Here is a 15969-nt window from a genome sequence, read left to right as displayed (position 1 = left end):
GGTTCACGTGGTGCTCGTTCCTGTGGTGCGGGTGGTGCTGGTGAAGGGTGAAACGGGTGGGCCGTCCACGAACTGCGCCGCGACCTGAGCCCCGTAGGTGTCGAGTCCCTCGGCGCCGCGGCCGGGCAGGCCCGTGAGACCGGGCAGCAGATCGCCGAAGGCGTTCACCTCGCCCACGGCGAACCGCCGCCAGCCACTCGCCGGCAGCAGGTCGACGCCCACGCACCGGGTGCCCGGGAAGGCGGCGGCGGCCCGCTCGCACACCCCGAGCGCGTCCTCCCAGCGGCCCCCGGCCGCGGCGATCGCCGCCCGTGCGGCGGCCAGATCGCCCCGTGCTCCGCCCAGATGAAGATTGGTCATGGGGAAACGGCTCGTGCGGAGCACGGCGTGGGTGGCGCGTCCGTCGATCACCACCACCCGCAGGTCGGCGGCCCTGCCGCCCTGCGTGGCCTTCGGCAGCCAGCGCTCGACGTGCAGGCCGTCGGGGGCCAGGGCGTCCACGACCGAGGCGACCTCGTGCTCGGTCGTATAGCGGCGGACCCGCAGGGAGTTGAAGAGCCGTCCGTCGGCTCCGCGCTCCACCGAGGTGGTCGCCTGGACCCGGCCCGCGCCGTTCGTCTCCAGCGCCAGCACCCCGGAGGCCGAGGAGCCGTGCGCGAGCTTCACGAACACCCGGCGCAGACCGGCCCCGGCGGTGAGCGCCCTGACGTCCGCCCAGCCGCGCACGGCCGGGGCGCCGGGTCCCGAGGTCGGCGACTCGGGCACCGGAACCCCGGCCGCCCGCAGCCGGCCGTGGCTCAGCCGCTTGTCGAACAGCACCGCGAGCTCGGCGGGGTCGTCGACGAGGACGGCACCCGCCCGCGCGACGGAGCGGGCGAGGTCCGCCACGGCGGCGGTGAACCGTCCGTACCAGCGGCCGGTGCCCTCCACCCGGGCCGGATCGTCGACCCCGCGCAGCAGACGGTCGGCCTCCGGATCCTCGCCGGGAGAATCCAGCCGCACGGTCTCGCCCTCGGCGAACCGCGCCCGCCCCCGGAGCACGTCCGGCCAGGACACCGCCCGCGCCCCGGGCAGCCCGGCGGTCCGCAGCGCGTCCTGGAAGAACGCGACGCGGCGGCCCGCCGGATCGCCGACGACCACGAGGCGCGGGCCGGAGGTCATTCGGCGACCGCGACGTAGCGCCAGACGTCCCCGTCGCCGTCGTCCTCCGCCACCTGCGCGTCGTCGAGGTCGACGGTCACGCCGTGCGGGACGAGCGCGGCGCGGACCCGCTCGCACATCGCCGCCGACAGGTAGTGGTGGGAGAGGTCGAGGTGGCTGAGATGGGTCAGCGGCTGCCCGTCGAGGAGGGCCGCCGCGCCCTCGTCGGTGAGCACACCCATCGACAGGTCGAGCCGCTCGATCCGGGCGACGACGGGTGCGCCCGCGACGGCCGCGGCCACGGCGTCCTGGATCACGCTGTCGCACAGGCCCAGCTCGCGCAGGGCGGGGAAGGCCGTGCCGGCGAGCAGCGGTGCCAGGTCCTCGACGGAGCTGTCGCCGCCGTACTCGTCGGTGCCGAGCCAGAGTTCCAGCTTCTCCAGGGCGGGCAGGTCGCTGCCGACGATGCCGCGCACCACGTCGGCGGGGAGACCGCCGGTCTGCACGACCAGGGTCCGCAGAGCGGAGTGCCGGAGGGAGGGGAACGCCAGCTCCGAGCCACCCCGCACGCCGAATTCCCGCAGGGCCGGGTAGGCCGCGAGGAGCGGCGTCACATCGGACTGGATGATCCACGAGATCTCGCAGTCCTCGCCGGTCATGTCGCCGAGGAACACCGCCTCCAGGGCCGTCAGCCGGTCGTTGGCGCCGATCAGCGCGGTGACGATGTCGGCGGACGAGTTCTCGTAGGCCTCGTCCCAGCCGCCGACCACCAGGGCGCGCACCCGGCCCGTGTCGACCGTCTTCAGGAACCGCTCGAACTGCGGCCCCCACAGCTCGTCCCCGGGGTCGGAGTAGGTCGGGGCGGAGATCCGCCAGGCGACCGTGTCCGTCGCGGGCAGCTCGACCCGCACGTCCGCGCCCGGGAAGTCGAACACGGGCAGGCCGTGGAATTCCTGCAGATAGGTGCCAACGGTCATGGCGGTGCTCCAGACAACGGTCGCGGTGGGTCGGCTGACGGAGAGAGTTCTACCAAGCGGCACCGACAACCCCCTCGCCGGGTCGCCTCCGGACCGGTTGTCAGTGGCGGGCCCTAGCGTCGTTCTCGTGTTCGGCCGCACGTGCCGGACGGGGAGGGGAGAGCCATGTACCGGCAGGGAGACGTACTGATCGCGCCCGTCGCGGAGACGGCCGTTCCGGAGCGGGTGAAGGGGGCGGCGGGGGAGCCGAGGGACGCCCGGGGCCGCCTGGTCCTCGCCCTCGGCGAGGTCACCGGGCACGCCCACGCGATCCCCGGCCCCGGCCGGCTCGTGCGGGAGCCGGGGCCCTTCGGGCCGCTGCTGCTCGAACTGCCCGAGGGCGGGCGGGTGGTGCACGAGGAGCACGCGCCGATACCGCTCCCGAAGGGCCGGTACCGGGTGGTGCGGCAGCGGGAGTACGTCCCCGGCGCGTACCGGATCGTCGCGGACTGACGTCCGCCGGAGAGGAGTGAGGACATGGGGGAGAACGAGATGAACCGCACCACCGCAGCGGACAAGTGGCGGGCCGTCGCCGCCGCCACCGGGCCCGCCGACCGCACCGCCGCCGAGGCCGGCCTCCGGCTCGCGTACCGGACGGCGGGGCTCGCCGAGCCCGAGCGCGTCCTGTGGGCGGACTCGCCGCTCGCGGCCGTCACGCTCGTACGGAGCCTCGCGGACCGGGGCCGTTCGGTGCGGGAGGAGGTGCGCACCCGGCCGTGGGCCGAGGAGCGCCGCCGCCTCCACGACGCGCTCGGCCCGGCCGGCTGGGCCGCCCACTGGCAGGCGACCGGGGCGCGGCTGTGGGACCAGACGCGCAGCCTCGCCGACCGGATACGGGCGGGGGTGACGGAAGAGGCGGGTGCCGACGGGGTACGGGCAGGGGGCACGGAACACGCGGGCGTCGGCGCGGCCGGTGTGCGGATGCTGCTGCTCGACGCCGTGCTCGGCCAGCACGACGCCGCCTGGCTCGCCGCCTTCGAAGGGCGCGGTGCCCGGCTCGCCGGCCTCGCAGCCGTCGCCGAGCACGCCGGCTGGTGGTGGCCCTACGAGAACGCCGTCGTGGTCTGCGAGCGGCCCGTCGAACTCCACCGGGACGAGGCCGGCCGCCTCGACCGGGGCGACGGCCCCGCGCTCGCCTTCCCCGACGGGTTCGCCCTCCACGCCTGGCGGGGCATGGCGGTGCCGGCCGAGTTCCTCGCCGGCCTCGCCGACCTCACCCCCGAACGGATCCGCACCGAGGAGAACGCCGAACTGCGGCGCGTGATGCTGGAGTACTACGGCTACGACCGCTACCTCGCCGCCTCCGGGGCCCGGCACGAGCACAGCGACGAGACCGGCGTCCTCTGGCGGATCGAACTCGCAGACGACGAGGACGTGGTGATGGTCGAGGTCGTCAACTCCACGCCCGAGCCGGACGGCACCCACCGCACGTACTGGCTGCGGGTGCCGCCCACGACCCGGACCGCGCGGGAGGGCGTCGCCTGGACCTTCGGGCTCCGGCCCGAGGCGTACGAGCCGCTCGTCCAGACCTGAGCGCGCGCCGGGACCGGGCACGGTTGGTGCGGAGAGGTGAAGGGAGCCGCCGGTCAGGAGTGGCGCGCGGGAGGCGGCGGCGCCGGGTGCTGGGATGTGCGCGCCGGAGCCCCGGCACCCACCCCCGAAGGGACCGCCTGTGACGATCCGCCGGCCCAGCGCCGCCCGCACCGCCCGTCTGCTCGCCGCCACCGCCGTGCTCGGCGGCCTCCTCGCCGGCACCGCGGCCCCCGCCCTGGCCGCCGCGCCCGAGCGGACCGCCCCCCGCGCCGCCGCCCGGAAGGCCGCCCCGGACACGGCCACGGCCACGGTCACCGTCACGGGGAACGGCCGCGCGTCCGCCGCGCCCGACCTGGCGATCCTGTCCGCCGGGGTCGAGTCCACCCGCCCGACGGCGAAGGAGGCGATGGCGGCGCAGACCACCGCGGCCGAGGCGCTGCTCGACGTGCTGCACAAGCAGGGGATCCCCGACCGGGACATCCGTACCGACAGCCTCTCGCTGGCCCCGGTCTACACCCAGACCAAGGACGGGAGCAGCAAGGTGACGGGCTATCAGGCGGGGCAGTCCTTCTCGGTGAAGGTCCGCGACCTCGACAGGACCGGTCAGGTCATCGGCGCCGTCAACGAGGCCGCCGGGAACGCGGGCCGGGTCAACGGCGTCGTCTTCGACGTCGCCGACCCCTCGGCGCTGCGGGCGAAGGCCCGGGAGGCCGCCTACCGGGACGCGTACGACAAGGCCTCGCAGCACGCCCGGCTGAGCGGTCACCGGCTCGGCCGGCTCGTCTCGCTGAGCGAGGGCGAGTCCGTGCGCCCGGGCCCCGGCGCGGCCCCCGCGGTCTCCACGGACGAACCGAGCGTTCCGCTGGCGCCGGGCGAGATCGAGGAGCAGGTCACCGTCTCGGCGGTCTACGAGCTGATCTGACCGGGACCGTCGCCGGTCCCCTGCCCGGGCCCGGTCGCGGGGGCGGCCTCGTGGGTCGCCAGCCCGGGCCCGGTCGGCGGGGCGCCGTCGGTCTCCCGCCCGCGCCCGGTCGCCACGGTCTCGTGGGCCCGACCGCCGGACCCGGTCGGCGGGGTCCCGGCGGGGAGTCCGGCCTCGGGCGCCGGCTCCGGGTCTTCGGGGGCCGGTTCGGGGTGTTCGGGGGCCGGGTCCGTGTCCGGGAGGTGCAGTTCCCGGGCGAGGGCCGCGTCCGCCCAGCGCAGCATCGCGGCGCGCGAGAGGGAGCCGGCGTAGGCCGTCGTCTGCACGGCGAGGCCGTCCAGGAAGGCCGTGAGCCGCCAGGCCGCCCCGGCCGGATCCTCGCAGCGGAACTCCCCGGCCGCGGCCCCCTCCTCGATCACCCCGGCCAGCGCCGCCTTCCACTCGCGGTCGAGGGAGGCGGCGACCCGGCGCAGCTCCGGATCGCGCAGCGAGACCGCCCAGCCCTCGATCCACAGCCGCCAGCCCTTGGCCTGGCCGGTCGGGGCGTACCAGCGCACCGCGGCCCGCAGCCGCCGCACCGCCGTGGAGCGCCGCCCCAGCACCCGCCGCAGCTGGGCGAGGTCGGCCTCGGCGGCGTGCGCGAAGGCGGCGGCGACCAGCTGTTCCTTCGACGAGAAGTGGTAGAGCACGAGCGCGTTGCTCACCCCGAGGGCGGCGGCCACGTCGGAGATCCGGACGGCCGCGACACCGCGCGCCTCGATCTGCTCCACGGCGGCCGTCAGCAGCTCGTCCCGCCGCTCGGCCACGCTCAACCGCACTCTCGCCACGCGGTGCAGCCTACACAGCACGTGACGCGGGCATGATCGTCAACAGCTCCGGTGGGTGTCCGGTTCAGTACCAGCCGTAGCGTTCGGCGATCACCGGCAGCCGCTCCTCCACCAGCGCGTGCGCCGCGGCGCGCGGGCTCGTGCCGTCCGCCTCCGCCCGGTCGAGCATGCCGCCGACGAGGGTCCGCATGGCCTGCCGTACCCGGTCGAAGGCCTGGTCCGCGTCGGCCTCGATGTCGCCGAAGAGGGTCCACCACCACCAGGCGTTGGTGCACGAGTTCACGACCACGTCCGGCAGCACGGTCACGCCGCGCGAGGCGAGAGCCTCCTCGGCCTCCGGAAGGATCGGCATGTTGGCCGCCTCGGCGATCCAGCGGGCGGTGATCCGCTCCTGGTTCACGGAGTCGATCGCGTACGAGACGGCCGCCGGGACGAGGACCTCGGCGTCGGCCGAGAGCCAGGCGTCGCGGGGCTCCTCGCGGTCGCCGGGCCGCAGCGCGGAGCGGTCGACGGTCCCGTGCGCGTCCCGGGCGGCGAGCAGCGCCTCGACGTCGAGGCCCTCGGGGTTCGCGATCGTGCCCCGGACGTCGGCGACGGCCACCACCCGCAGCCCGGCCCGGGCCAGGAAGCGGGCGGTCGCTCCGCCCATGGTGCCGAGGCCCTGGAGGGACACCCGGGTGCCCTCGTACGCCCGCCCGGCCCGGTCGAGGGCGACGAGCACGGACTCGGCGACCCCGAGGCCGCCGACCAGCTCGTCGAGACCGATGCCGTCCACCTCGATCGCGAACGCGTCGGCGAGCCGCTTCCGGGCCTCCGCCTCGTCCTCCAGGAGCGGGTACACGGCCTGCACCGAGGAGACGAGCCCGGCCTCGGCCGCGGCGCGGTCCACCAGGTCCTGTGTGAGCCCGAGGTCCTCCCCGGTGGTCCAGAACCGCTCGACGTACGGCCGCATCGCCCGCAGATAGCGCACGAGCACGCCGTACGCCTCGGGGGACCGGGGATCGCAGTCGATGCCGCCCTTGGCGCCGCCCAGCGGGACGTACCGGGCGGACGGGTCGTAGTGCAGCGCCTCCTTCATGGTCATGCCGCGGGCGAGCCCGGCGACCTCCTCCGCCGTGCACCCCTCCCTCATCCGCAGGCCGCCGCTGGCCACCCCGCGGACCAGCCGGTCGATCACCAGGTGGCCCCGGCTCCCGGTCACGTGGTCGGTCCAGCGGACGGACAGCAAGGGGGTGGGGCTCATCGCGGATCTCCTCGTGGGGGGCGGGCCGGCCGGGGCAGCCGTACTGAACGCTGATTCAGTATGGCCGACCGTCCGGCAGTCTCCGCCGCGGGCCGCCCATAATGGAACGACCCCCAGAGATCAGGAGGTCCTGTGACCGGTACCGGCTCCGACCGTTCGCCACGGGCCCGGCTGCGCGCGCTGCGCCCCGAGTCCTTCGGCGCGGAACCCACGGGCGAGCGCCTCGCCCGGATCCGCCGCTCGCCGAACTTCGCGGACGGGATCTTCCAGAACCCCGAACCGGCGCGACGCGGCCCCTCCGGGTCCGGCCTCGAGTTCGCCAAGACCTACTTCGAGAAGGAAGGACGCGCGCGCCGAGCCCCCACCGGCGCGATCCCCGTCCACCCCACCACCGTCGCCGACCTGGCCCGGCCCCCGGCCACCGGTCTGCGGCTGACCTGGATGGGGCACTCCGGCGTCCTCGCGGAGATCGACGGCCACCGGGTCCTCTTCGACCCGGTCTGGGGCGACCGCTGCTCCCCGTTCCCCTTCGCGGGCCCCAAGCGGCTCCACCCCGTGCCCGTACCGCTCGCCGCCCTCGGCCCGGTCGACGTGGTCGTGATCTCGCACGACCACTACGACCACCTCGATCTGCCGACGATCAAGGCCCTGGCCGGCACCGACACGCTCTTCGCGGTGCCGCTCGGCGTCGGCGCGCACCTGGAGCACTGGGGCGTGTCCGCCTCCCGTCTGCGCGAGCTGGACTGGAACGAGTCCACCGAGATCGGCGAGCTCAGGCTCACGGCCACCCCGGCCCGGCACTTCTGCGGCCGGGGGCTGCGCAACACGCAGCACACGCTCTGGGCGTCCTGGGTCGTGGAGGGACCGGCCCACCGGATCTTCCACAGCGGCGACACCGGCTACTTCTCCGGCTTCAAGGACATCGGTGCCGCGCACGGCCCCTTCGACGCCACCATGATCCAGATCGGCGCCTACTCGGAGTTCTGGACCGACATCCACATGACGCCCGCCGAGGGGGTCCGGTCCCATCTCGACCTGCAGGGAGGCCTCCCGGGCGGGGTGCTGCTGCCGATCCACTGGGGCACGTTCAACCTGGCCCCGCACGCGTGGGCGGAGCCGGGGGAGTGGACGAAGGACGCGGCGGAGGAGGCCGGCCAGGCGGTGGCGTTCCCCCGGCCCGGCGAGCCGTTCGAGCCCGCGGGGAAGCTGCCCGGGGAGGCCTGGTGGCAGGCGGTGTCCCGTCCGATCCCGCGTCCGTGGCGGCGCCCCCGGCGTGCCGAGATCGAGGCCGAGAAGCACAGCGACGATCTCGACCTTGCGGGCGAGCGGTGACATCGCCCGGGGAGGACCTCGCCGAGGTCGTGCGGCTGCTGGAGCGTCTTCCGGCCGAAGGGCGTGGTCGTGTGTTGCGGGCGCGAGACGGCGCGCCCCACCGGGAGAGCGCGGCAGCCGCTCAGTGGTTCAGGCCGTTGCCGACTGCGACGGGATCGTCGCGCGTCGTGGTCCGGACGCGCATCGTGGACGGCTGAACCGCGGCCTTGAGTACGGGCTGATCGCGGTCCACGACATACGGGACCTGGCTCACGAGGGCGGCTGTGCCGGTGTGAGTCAGGTCCCGTCAGCGATCGCGAGGTGACGGCGAAGTCCGTCGGTCACTTGTGCGGCGTCGCCGTCGGCAGGTAGGCGGTTCGGCGCGGCACAGCGCGTGGGGCAGCACGGATGTCCCGCCATTCCTGCGACGCGGATGAGGCCCCTGCCCTCACCTCGTGCGCGGGCTCCACGGCGCACCGCACTCGGGCGGGCCGGTTTCGTCACTCAGGATCTGCGTAGGACGCATACTTCGGCGAGGGCGCGTACCCGGTCATGGTGAACGGCTTGAACTCCTCATCCGTCAGCATGCGGTGGACGAATTCGGAGGTGCTCATCCGGTAGGTGTGCCATTCCTCTGTGTGGTCCGTTCGCGCGACGATCGGCCAGTGCTCCGGATCCGGGTCGTTCGCGAGCCAGAAGTACTCGTATCCCTCGGCTGCCGCCCCCGCCCACCTGATGAGCCCCTCCTTCCCGGGGGCGTAGATCCGGTAGGGGTCGTAGACACTCTCGGCCTCGGGAAAGCGATCGAGCGCACGATGGAGCCGCCGCAGGCTGTCGATCACCTCCAGGTGAGTACCGCCCTTCGATGTGTAGAGATACAGAAAGCCATTGAACTCACCCCGGCCGAACACCTCGCACAACTGCTTGAAATCCGCCGGAAGCGGCGTGCCCAGTTCCGACTCCACCGTCGGCCAGTCGACGTGTACGTCTTCCGACCGGCGGCCGACTGCTTCCAGGATCTGCTGGACCCATGACATCTGCACAACGCTCCGCATTTGTGGGGGAATCGAAGGTGGCTCCGTCCCCGAGCACGCACCGGCGCTCGGGGACGGAGCCTGTTCTCAGGTTACCGCGACGGCCTCTTCCCTCTCATCGAGGTCATGGCACGTTCGGTATCGAAATGGCCTTTGACTGACCGGTGGTCAGACTGGTCCATCTGATGGAGATGCTGGCCGGGATCGGACTGTCCCCGACGTAGTTGGCATCGGACTGGTAGTAGATCGTCTCACCGGCCTTGACTCGGGCGGCGACCTCGTTCTCGAAGCTCGACATGACCGGGGAGTTCGCCTCGTTGTACAGGGGCACCAGATTACGCATGTCGGTACCACTGCCACCGAGTTGCTTGCCGATCAGATGGCCGCGCTGAACGTAGTCGAGCCCCTGCCGGTCCGCATTCTGGCGGCTGTAATAGCCCTTGGGAACCTTCGACCAGTCGATCGGGAACTGGGTACGGGTACCGAAGATCTTCGACGTGACCCCCGGGAACGCGTCCGAACCGTCGTCCTTCTCGTAGTTGTAGTCCCCGGCCGTCAGGCAGGCGCGCCCGCCCTGTGCTCGGCCCTGCCCGTCGAGAGGCAGGTAGTAGATCGCACTCTGGCCCTTGCTGCAGTTGTCCTGCCGCAGAGCCAGGTCGGCGTACGGCCGCCACTCGACGTCCTTGTCCGGAGTGGTGAGGCGTCCGAGGTTGTAGTTGTACTCCTCGCCGATCTCCGACTCACGGGACGCTGTCGACGACCCGTCGAGGTCGAAACCGAGCGTATCGAGGAAGACGTAGACCGCCGTGCCGATTCCCGACGCCTTGCCGAGGAACCTCAGCGCGCCGGACCCCCCGGACGCCGCCTTGGTGGCGACGTCGTCCACCTCGTTGGCCGCGCTCTTCAGCCAGTCGCTCGCGGTGTCGGCCACGGTGGAGCAGACGCCGCAGTCGAAGTGTCCGTCGATCTCGACGCTGCTGGCCGGGTTGCCGCCGCCGAAGGCGTACCGGTTTCCGGTGAACGGGTCGTTGCCGAGGTTCATGTCGGCGAGTGCCCCGTTGTACATGTCCCGGGTGGTGAAGCGGTTGAGCCCCGGGTTGTAGTTGCGGAAGCCCATGTCGTAGGTGCCGGACTGGGCGTCCCAGCGCTTGGAGTTGAAGCGGTAGGGGTTGTAGGCCTCCTTCGTCGGGTCGGCGGTGTCGGGCTTGTCGATACCGGTGAAGTCGTCCTTGTCGTCCGAGCCGTAGGCGGTGTAGCCGTAGGTGGCCTTGGTGTCACCGTTCTTGTCGGTGAGCGTCTCGACGTCGGTGTGGCTGTTGTAGCCGTAGTAGCCGTCCTCCGTCGTGCCGTCGGTGTTGTGCTTGACCTGCGACAGGCGCTCGCCCCACGGGCTGTACTGGTACGACTTGGTGACCTTGCCGGCGACCTCCTCACCGAGCACCTCACCGGAGAGGCCCAGGTAGGTGAAATCGGTCGTCTTCCCGTCCGCCGTCTTCGACGACGTGCGGTCCAGCGGGTCGAACGTGTACTTCGTCGACTTCAGTACGCCCGCGCCGTCCGCCTTCTGGGACTCCACGACGTGGTCGAAGCCGTCGTACACGCTCCGCTCGATGACCTTGCCGCCCGCGGTGACCGTCTCGAGACGGCCGAACGGGTCGTAGGTGTAGGTCGAGCTCTGGCCGCCCACGGCGGCACTCTGCAGCCGGTTGCGGTCGTATTCGTACGTGGTCGTGGTGTTCTCGACCGTCTGGCTGATGACGTTGGCGTTGTCGTCGTGGACGTAGGTGTCCGTCCCCGCGCCGTTGCCCGTCTTGACGGTCTTGGTGAGCCGGTCGACCGGGTCGTAGGTGTAGTCCGTCGTGGAGTCGAGGAACGCCGCGTGGTTGTCGGCGTTCATCTTCCTCGCGACGTCCTGCGCCTTGTTGCCGTTGGCGTCGTAGGCGTAGGTGTGGGAGGCGACCAGCGTGCCGTTGGGCTTCTTCTCCGTGGTCGTCTTCTCGGCTCCGTCGAGGAGGTACGTGTGGTCGACGGTGTTGCCGTTGGCCTTGGTCTCCTTCAGCTTCTGGCCACGGGCCGTGTAGGTGTACGACGACACCTTGGGCGAGGTGTCCGTGGCCGACTTGCCCACGGAGACCGTCTTGACCAGCTCACGCAGGTCGTAGGTGTACTTGGCGAACTGATCGGGGTGCGTGACGGTGTCGGTCTGGCCGTTGACGTCGTAGGTGAAGGACGTGACCTTCTTCTCCTGGCCGGCCAGCGCCTCGGTCACCTTCTGGACCTGGTTGAGGCCCGTGTACGCGACCGTGTACGCGTCGACCTTCGTGCCGGAGGAGGTGTCGCCGATCGACGTCATGTTGCCGTTGACGTCGTAGGCGTACGTGAAGGAGTTCTTCTCCGTGTCCGTCTCACCGGTGGTGTCCCGGACGAGCTTCACCCCGTCCGCGACGACCACGCCACCGCTGCTCTCGGCGAGCTTGAGCTTGGTGTCCTCGCCCTGCTTGAGGCTGTAGGAACCGAGCGACACCCACGTGCCGGCGGACGCGTTCTGGTCCTTCGTCGCCGACGGCTCCGTCGTCGTGCCGTGGGTCAGCGTGTACGTGGCGGCCGTCGCCGCGCCGGTCACCTTCGGGTACTTCACATACGCGGTGTACGTGCCGTCCTTCGGGATGTGCAGGGTCCAGGTGAACGCGTCCGTGCCACTGCCCGCTGCGTGCGTGCGGTGGTCGTAGCCGTGCTGCCCGGTGAGGTCGCCCGTTGCCCACGTACCGGTGGAGGAGACGTTCTGGGCGTCCGAGTTGTCGACGAGGACCACGCTCTTGCCGACCGGCACACCGTCGTCCGACTTCGACTTCAGGCTGCCGTCGACGTAGTAGGTCCACGCCATGGTGCGGTCGGAGGATCCGCCCGCCGAGGTGAGCGTGCGCCGCACCTGCTGGCCCATGTCGTTGTAGTCGAACGTGGTGACGATGTCCCACGGGTCCGTGGCGGACTTGGTCCAGCCGTTGTCGAAGTAGGTGTACGTGGTGTCGTTGCGGACCGTCTCACCCTCCGACGGCGGCGAGGAGCTCTTCACCACGCGGCCTACGGCGTCGTAGGTGGTCTCGGTGTAGACGTCCGCCTTGTTGTGACGGGCGTCGTTCGGGTCGTACGGCTGGTACTTCCGCTTCGGACGGTTCAGCTCGTCGTACGTCGTGCGGACCGCGAAGTCGTCGGCGCCGGCCGTGGCCGTGCCGCGCGGGGTGATCACCCGGGTCGTGTTGCCGACCTGGTCGTACTCGAACTTCGTCGAACGCGTCGTGGTGCCCTCACGGGGGACCTTGACCTCGGTCTGCTTGCCGCGCTCGTCGTAGGTGATGGTGGTGGTGTTGTTCTCCTTGTCCGTCGTCGAGACGACGAGGCCGTCCTTGTCGTAGGACTGCTTGGTGAAGTTGCCGGCCGCGTCCGTGACCTGCACGGCCCGGTGGTTCAGGTCGTACAGCGACGAGGACGTGAAATCGTCCGGGTCGGCGGTGGCGTGCTTCTTCGGGTCGATGACCTTGTTGACGTTGCCCACGCTGTCGTAGGCGTAGGTGATCTTGTGGCCCTCGGCGTTCGCGACCGCCGTGAGCTGGTAGATCGCGTCATAGGTGTTCGAGGTCATGTGATCGGTGGCGTCCGACGTCGTCAGCGAGCCCAGTGGCTCGGTGGACGTCTTCAGGTTTCCGACCTTGTCGTAGGTGTACGTCGACGTGCGCGGATCGGTGGTGTTGTTGGCCGGCGCGGTCGCCGACACCACCTGGTCCGCCGCGTCGTAGACCGCCGTGGATACCGCGCCGTTGGGCGCGGTCGACCTGGTCACGTTGTCGTTCGCGTCGTAGACGGGAGCCGGCGAGGTGATCAGCACGCCGGTGGCCTGGTCCTTCGGCTGGGTGGAGACCAGCGGGCGTCCGAACGTGTCGTACGTCTGCGTGGTCTTCTTCCCCAGCGGGTCGACGACCTCGGTGACCTGGCCGCGCTCGTCGTACACGTACGACATCGAGTTGTTCAGCGCGTCCGTGATCTTCGCCGGGTAGCCATGGGGTCCGAAGCCACTGTTGACGGTCGGATGCCCGTTGGCGTCGGTCGCCTTGGTCAGCTGGCCGTAGGCGTCGTACTCGTACGAGGAGGTGTAGTCACCGGCCGTTGCGGTGGCGACGCCCTTGGGGTCGGTGACCGTCTTCAGGTTGCCGAACGAGTCGTACCCGAACTGCCACTTGCGGCCCTCCGGAGAGGTCTTGGTGACGAGGTCCGCCGCGTAGCCGTCCACCCGGGTCCGGTACTCGAATCTCGTCGAGTCTGCCGGGAACACGCCGGGCGCGCAGTCCGAGGACGGCGGGACACCGGCCTTGTTGTTCTCCGCGTCCCGTGACCACAGGGGGTAGCCGGTCTTCTGGTCGTAGCAGTACGCCGTCTTCGCGCCGTTGTTCTCCTCCAGGTAGGTGACGTTGTTGTCCGCGTCCCAGCCCATCTTGGTGACCTGGGAGTTGGCGTTCGTCGTCTGCACACCCCGGCCGAAGTCGTCGATGACGTACTTGGTCGCGTGCGACTCGGCGTCGGTGGCGGTGGTGTCGGTGAACTTGGTGTTGCCGGCGTTCGCGGCGTAGGTGAAGCCCGTGGTGCCCTGGAGACGGTCGGTGATCGTCTTGGTCCACCAGTGGTACTTCGGGTCGTCGCCGGTCTGCGGGTAGTTGTACGTCAGCTGGGTGACGTTGCCGCGAGGGTCGGTGGCCTTGACCAGCTTGACGTTCTTGTTGCCCTGGGTGGCGTCGTACTCGAAGGCGAACACCTTCGGCTGGGTGGAGCCGGCACCGTTGGTGAACTTGGTGAGCAGGCCCTTGTCGGAGTACTCGAAGGTGGTCTTGCGGCCCCCGATGTCGGCAATCGACTTGATGTGGTCGATGATCTTCGGGTTGTTGCTGTCGGCCTTGGAGTAGTACTCGACCGTCAGCGACTGCCGTCCGGCGGGGTCGGTGATGTACTTGAGGAACTTGGTCGGCTTGTTGTTCGACTTGCGTTCCTCGTAGGTGTACGTCTGCGTGTTGCCGTTCTTGTCGACCAGCGACGTCATGTAGCCGTCGCAGCCGAACAGGAACCGGGTGCCGTCGGGACGGGTCATCGTCCAGGCGTCGGGGACCGGGTCCTTCAGCGGCGTGCAGTCCAGCCCGGCCTTCGCCGTCAGCTTGTAGTGGACGCCCGCCGGGGCCTTCCAGGAGCCGTCCGACTGCTCACGGAAGACGTGGGTCGTGCCGTCGCCGTCGGGGAGACGGATCTCGGTCGGGTGCGGCTTCGGGTGGAACTCCAGCGGTGCGCCCAGCCGGATCGGGCCGGAGGCCTGGAAGGACCAGCCGTGACCGGAGACGGTGTCGGAGGTGTCGAGGCTGTTGTACGCGAACCGGACGAAGGTGGTGATGCCACGGCCGGGGTTGGTGAACGCGTTGTACGACCAGACCGTGTTGCCCGAGGCCAGGTTGTTCATGACGGTCGAGCCGGCGCCGGTGTTCTTGCCCGTGTAGGAGTAGAACTTCTCCAGGCCGAGGCTGTTGGAGGTGGGGTCCTCCACCGCCACGTTCTGCTTCAGGCCTGGAATGCCGGAGGTGCCCGACGTCCACGTGCCGGTCGTCTTGTTGTAGACGTCCCAGGTCAGGACGTAGTCGGTGCGCTTGTTTCCGTTGTCCGAGTTGATCGGGGCCTTCACCACGGCCTGGAGGTCGACGCTGTCACCGGGCGCGACGTTCGCCGGCAGCGCGGTCTGCACCTGGTTGCCGCCGTTGGTGACGTCGGTGCCGTCGGGCAGGGCCCACTTGTAGGTGAGGACGTGGTCGGCCGCGTTCCAGGAGGAGGCGGTGGTGTTGGTGAGGGTGAAGTCGACCGTGTAGTCGGTGTTCGGCGTCATGCGCGCGGGGGTCTGCGGCGCGTAGTACGTCGACTCCGTCGTCGAGTCGATGTACGTGACCACGATGCGCGGACGCAGGCGCTGCTCGGTGCCCTCGGAGGACAGGAACAGGGTCCGCTCCTGGGAAGCGGCCTCGTCGGCCATCTTGAGGAGGACGCCCTGCTGTGAGGCGGGGGTGTTCACCCAGGACTGCGCGAGGGACGTGACGCTCCAGTCGTGGCGGGCGGGGTCGTTGGTCTTCGCGCCCGTGTCGCCCGCGACAGCGCCGAAGTCACCGCCCGCGCTGGTCCAGTTGGTGGTCGCGTTCGCCTTGACCCAGGTGGCGGTGGCTTCGTCGAAGTCACGGGTGAGCGGCCGGAGCTCGTAGACGGCGCCGGCGGTGTCCTGGGCGGTCTGCGTGGACCAGAGGCGGACCTTGGCGTCCAGGACCCGGGCCGTGGCCGGGATGCCGAGGGCCGGGAACTTCAGCAGGGCGCGCGTGTCGCCGTACGTCGCGGAGTTGTTGCCGACGGACAGCCAGTTCTTCGGCCCACTGTCGTCGATCGTGTCGTGGGTCGACGTGGTCCGGGCCGAGGACAGGGTGGTGTCCTGCGTCGCGTCCAGTACCTTCGTCGTGCGGCCGGCCTTCGGCAGGCGCACGAGCTGGGTGGGGGCGGCGACGACCTGCCCGTCCTTCGTCTTCGCCGCGACCATGTAGTAGTAGGCGCGGCCGTACGGGTCGAGGTCGTCGCCCTTCGTCGGCACGGCGGAGGTGTCCGTGAAGGACGTCGTGCCCGGCGCGACCGGCGCCACCAGGGTGGCGGCGGACGGGGTGAAGGTCTGGCTGATCGAGCGGTGGACCTGGTACTCGACGAGGTCGTCAGCGGTCCCGATCGGGTCCTTGTCCTGGTACGCGGACCAGTTCAGCTCGGCGCCGGTGTCGTGGATGGTGGTCGGGGCGGAGAGGTCGACGCCCTGACGGCCGAAGGTCAGCACGAGGCGCGGGTAGTTGGCGGTCTCGCCGCCGTACCCGAACTCGCTGCCCTCGTAGCG

Annotated in this window: 9 protein-coding genes and 1 pseudogene; 4 read left to right on the top strand and 6 right to left on the bottom strand. The window is 70.9% G+C overall.

The features are described from left to right. Positions 1-3: 3 nt before the first annotated feature. Together IE237_RS19880 and IE237_RS19875 are read right to left on the bottom strand one after the other, a co-directional pair. Positions 4-1161 (bottom strand): STM4014 family protein, encoded by a 1158-nt coding sequence (locus tag IE237_RS19880; protein ID WP_189803386.1) that lies wholly within the window; start codon positions 1159-1161, stop codon positions 4-6. Further along, positions 1158-2117, bottom strand: coding sequence for an STM4015 family protein (locus IE237_RS19875; RefSeq protein ID WP_189803385.1), 960 nt, complete (start codon positions 2115-2117; stop codon positions 1158-1160). Before IE237_RS19875 ends, IE237_RS19880 begins: the two co-directional genes overlap by 4 nt. 165 nt (positions 2118-2282) lie before the next feature. Between IE237_RS19875 and IE237_RS19870 the strand changes: the two genes are divergently transcribed. From IE237_RS19870 to IE237_RS19860, 3 genes are all read left to right on the top strand, one after another. Then, on the top strand, positions 2283-2609 hold the full coding sequence (locus IE237_RS19870) for a DUF8820 family protein (RefSeq protein WP_189803384.1): 327 nt from the start codon (positions 2283-2285) through the stop codon (positions 2607-2609). Between the two features lie 24 nt (positions 2610-2633). Next, a complete protein-coding gene (locus tag IE237_RS19865) occupies positions 2634-3689 on the top strand; it encodes a DUF6745 domain-containing protein (protein WP_189803383.1) in 1056 nt (351 codons plus the stop codon). A gap of 139 nt (positions 3690-3828) precedes the next feature. After that, positions 3829-4611 carry an SIMPL domain-containing protein gene (locus tag IE237_RS19860; RefSeq protein ID WP_189803382.1) on the top strand — a complete coding sequence of 261 codons (783 nt, stop codon included), beginning with the start codon at positions 3829-3831 and terminating at the stop codon, positions 4609-4611. A gap of 239 nt (positions 4612-4850) precedes the next feature. Here the strand turns inward: IE237_RS19860 and IE237_RS19855 are convergent. Together IE237_RS19855 and IE237_RS19850 are read right to left on the bottom strand one after the other, a co-directional pair. Beyond that, positions 4851-5438, bottom strand: a pseudogene (locus IE237_RS19855) (TetR/AcrR family transcriptional regulator); the annotation flags it as partial. Positions 5439-5502: 64 nt separating this feature from the next. Then, positions 5503-6681, bottom strand: a complete 1179-nt coding sequence (locus IE237_RS19850; protein ID WP_189803381.1) for a glutamate dehydrogenase — start codon at positions 6679-6681, stop codon at positions 5503-5505. A gap of 132 nt (positions 6682-6813) precedes the next feature. Between IE237_RS19850 and IE237_RS19845 the strand changes: the two genes are divergently transcribed. After that, positions 6814-8013, top strand: a complete 1200-nt coding sequence (locus IE237_RS19845; RefSeq protein WP_189803380.1) for an MBL fold metallo-hydrolase — start codon at positions 6814-6816, stop codon at positions 8011-8013. Between the two features lie 479 nt (positions 8014-8492). On the opposite strand, the gene IE237_RS19840 is transcribed toward IE237_RS19845, so the two are convergent. Together IE237_RS19840 and IE237_RS19835 are read right to left on the bottom strand one after the other, a co-directional pair. Further along, complete coding sequence (locus tag IE237_RS19840) at positions 8493-9029, bottom strand: SMI1/KNR4 family protein (RefSeq protein ID WP_189803379.1); 537 nt, start codon at positions 9027-9029, stop codon at positions 8493-8495. A gap of 121 nt (positions 9030-9150) precedes the next feature. Further along, positions 9151-15969 (bottom strand): golvesin C-terminal-like domain-containing protein (locus tag IE237_RS19835; RefSeq protein ID WP_189803378.1); only part of this gene is annotated, 6819 nt, incomplete at its 5' end.

The sequence above is a fragment of the Streptomyces tanashiensis genome (assembly GCF_014648895.1).
GTDB classification, from domain to species: Bacteria; Actinomycetota; Actinomycetes; order Streptomycetales; family Streptomycetaceae; genus Streptomyces; species Streptomyces tanashiensis.
Note: the sequence above shows the minus strand (reverse complement) of the source record. Positions and strands in the feature narration are given on the sequence as shown.

Excerpts from the sequence above, each read along its gene's own strand:
- IE237_RS19880 (WP_189803386.1), bottom strand. The coding sequence starts at position 1,161 with ATGACCTCCGGCCCGCGCCTCGTGGTCGTCGGCGATCCGGCGGGCCGC.
- IE237_RS19875 (WP_189803385.1), bottom strand. The coding sequence starts at position 2,117 with ATGACCGTTGGCACCTATCTGCAGGAATTCCACGGCCTGCCCGTGTTC.
- IE237_RS19870 (WP_189803384.1), top strand. The coding sequence starts at position 2,283 with ATGTACCGGCAGGGAGACGTACTGATCGCGCCCGTCGCGGAGACGGCC.
- IE237_RS19865 (WP_189803383.1), top strand. The coding sequence starts at position 2,634 with ATGGGGGAGAACGAGATGAACCGCACCACCGCAGCGGACAAGTGGCGG.
- IE237_RS19850 (WP_189803381.1), bottom strand. The coding sequence starts at position 6,681 with ATGAGCCCCACCCCCTTGCTGTCCGTCCGCTGGACCGACCACGTGACC.
- IE237_RS19840 (WP_189803379.1), bottom strand. The coding sequence starts at position 9,029 with ATGTCATGGGTCCAGCAGATCCTGGAAGCAGTCGGCCGCCGGTCGGAA.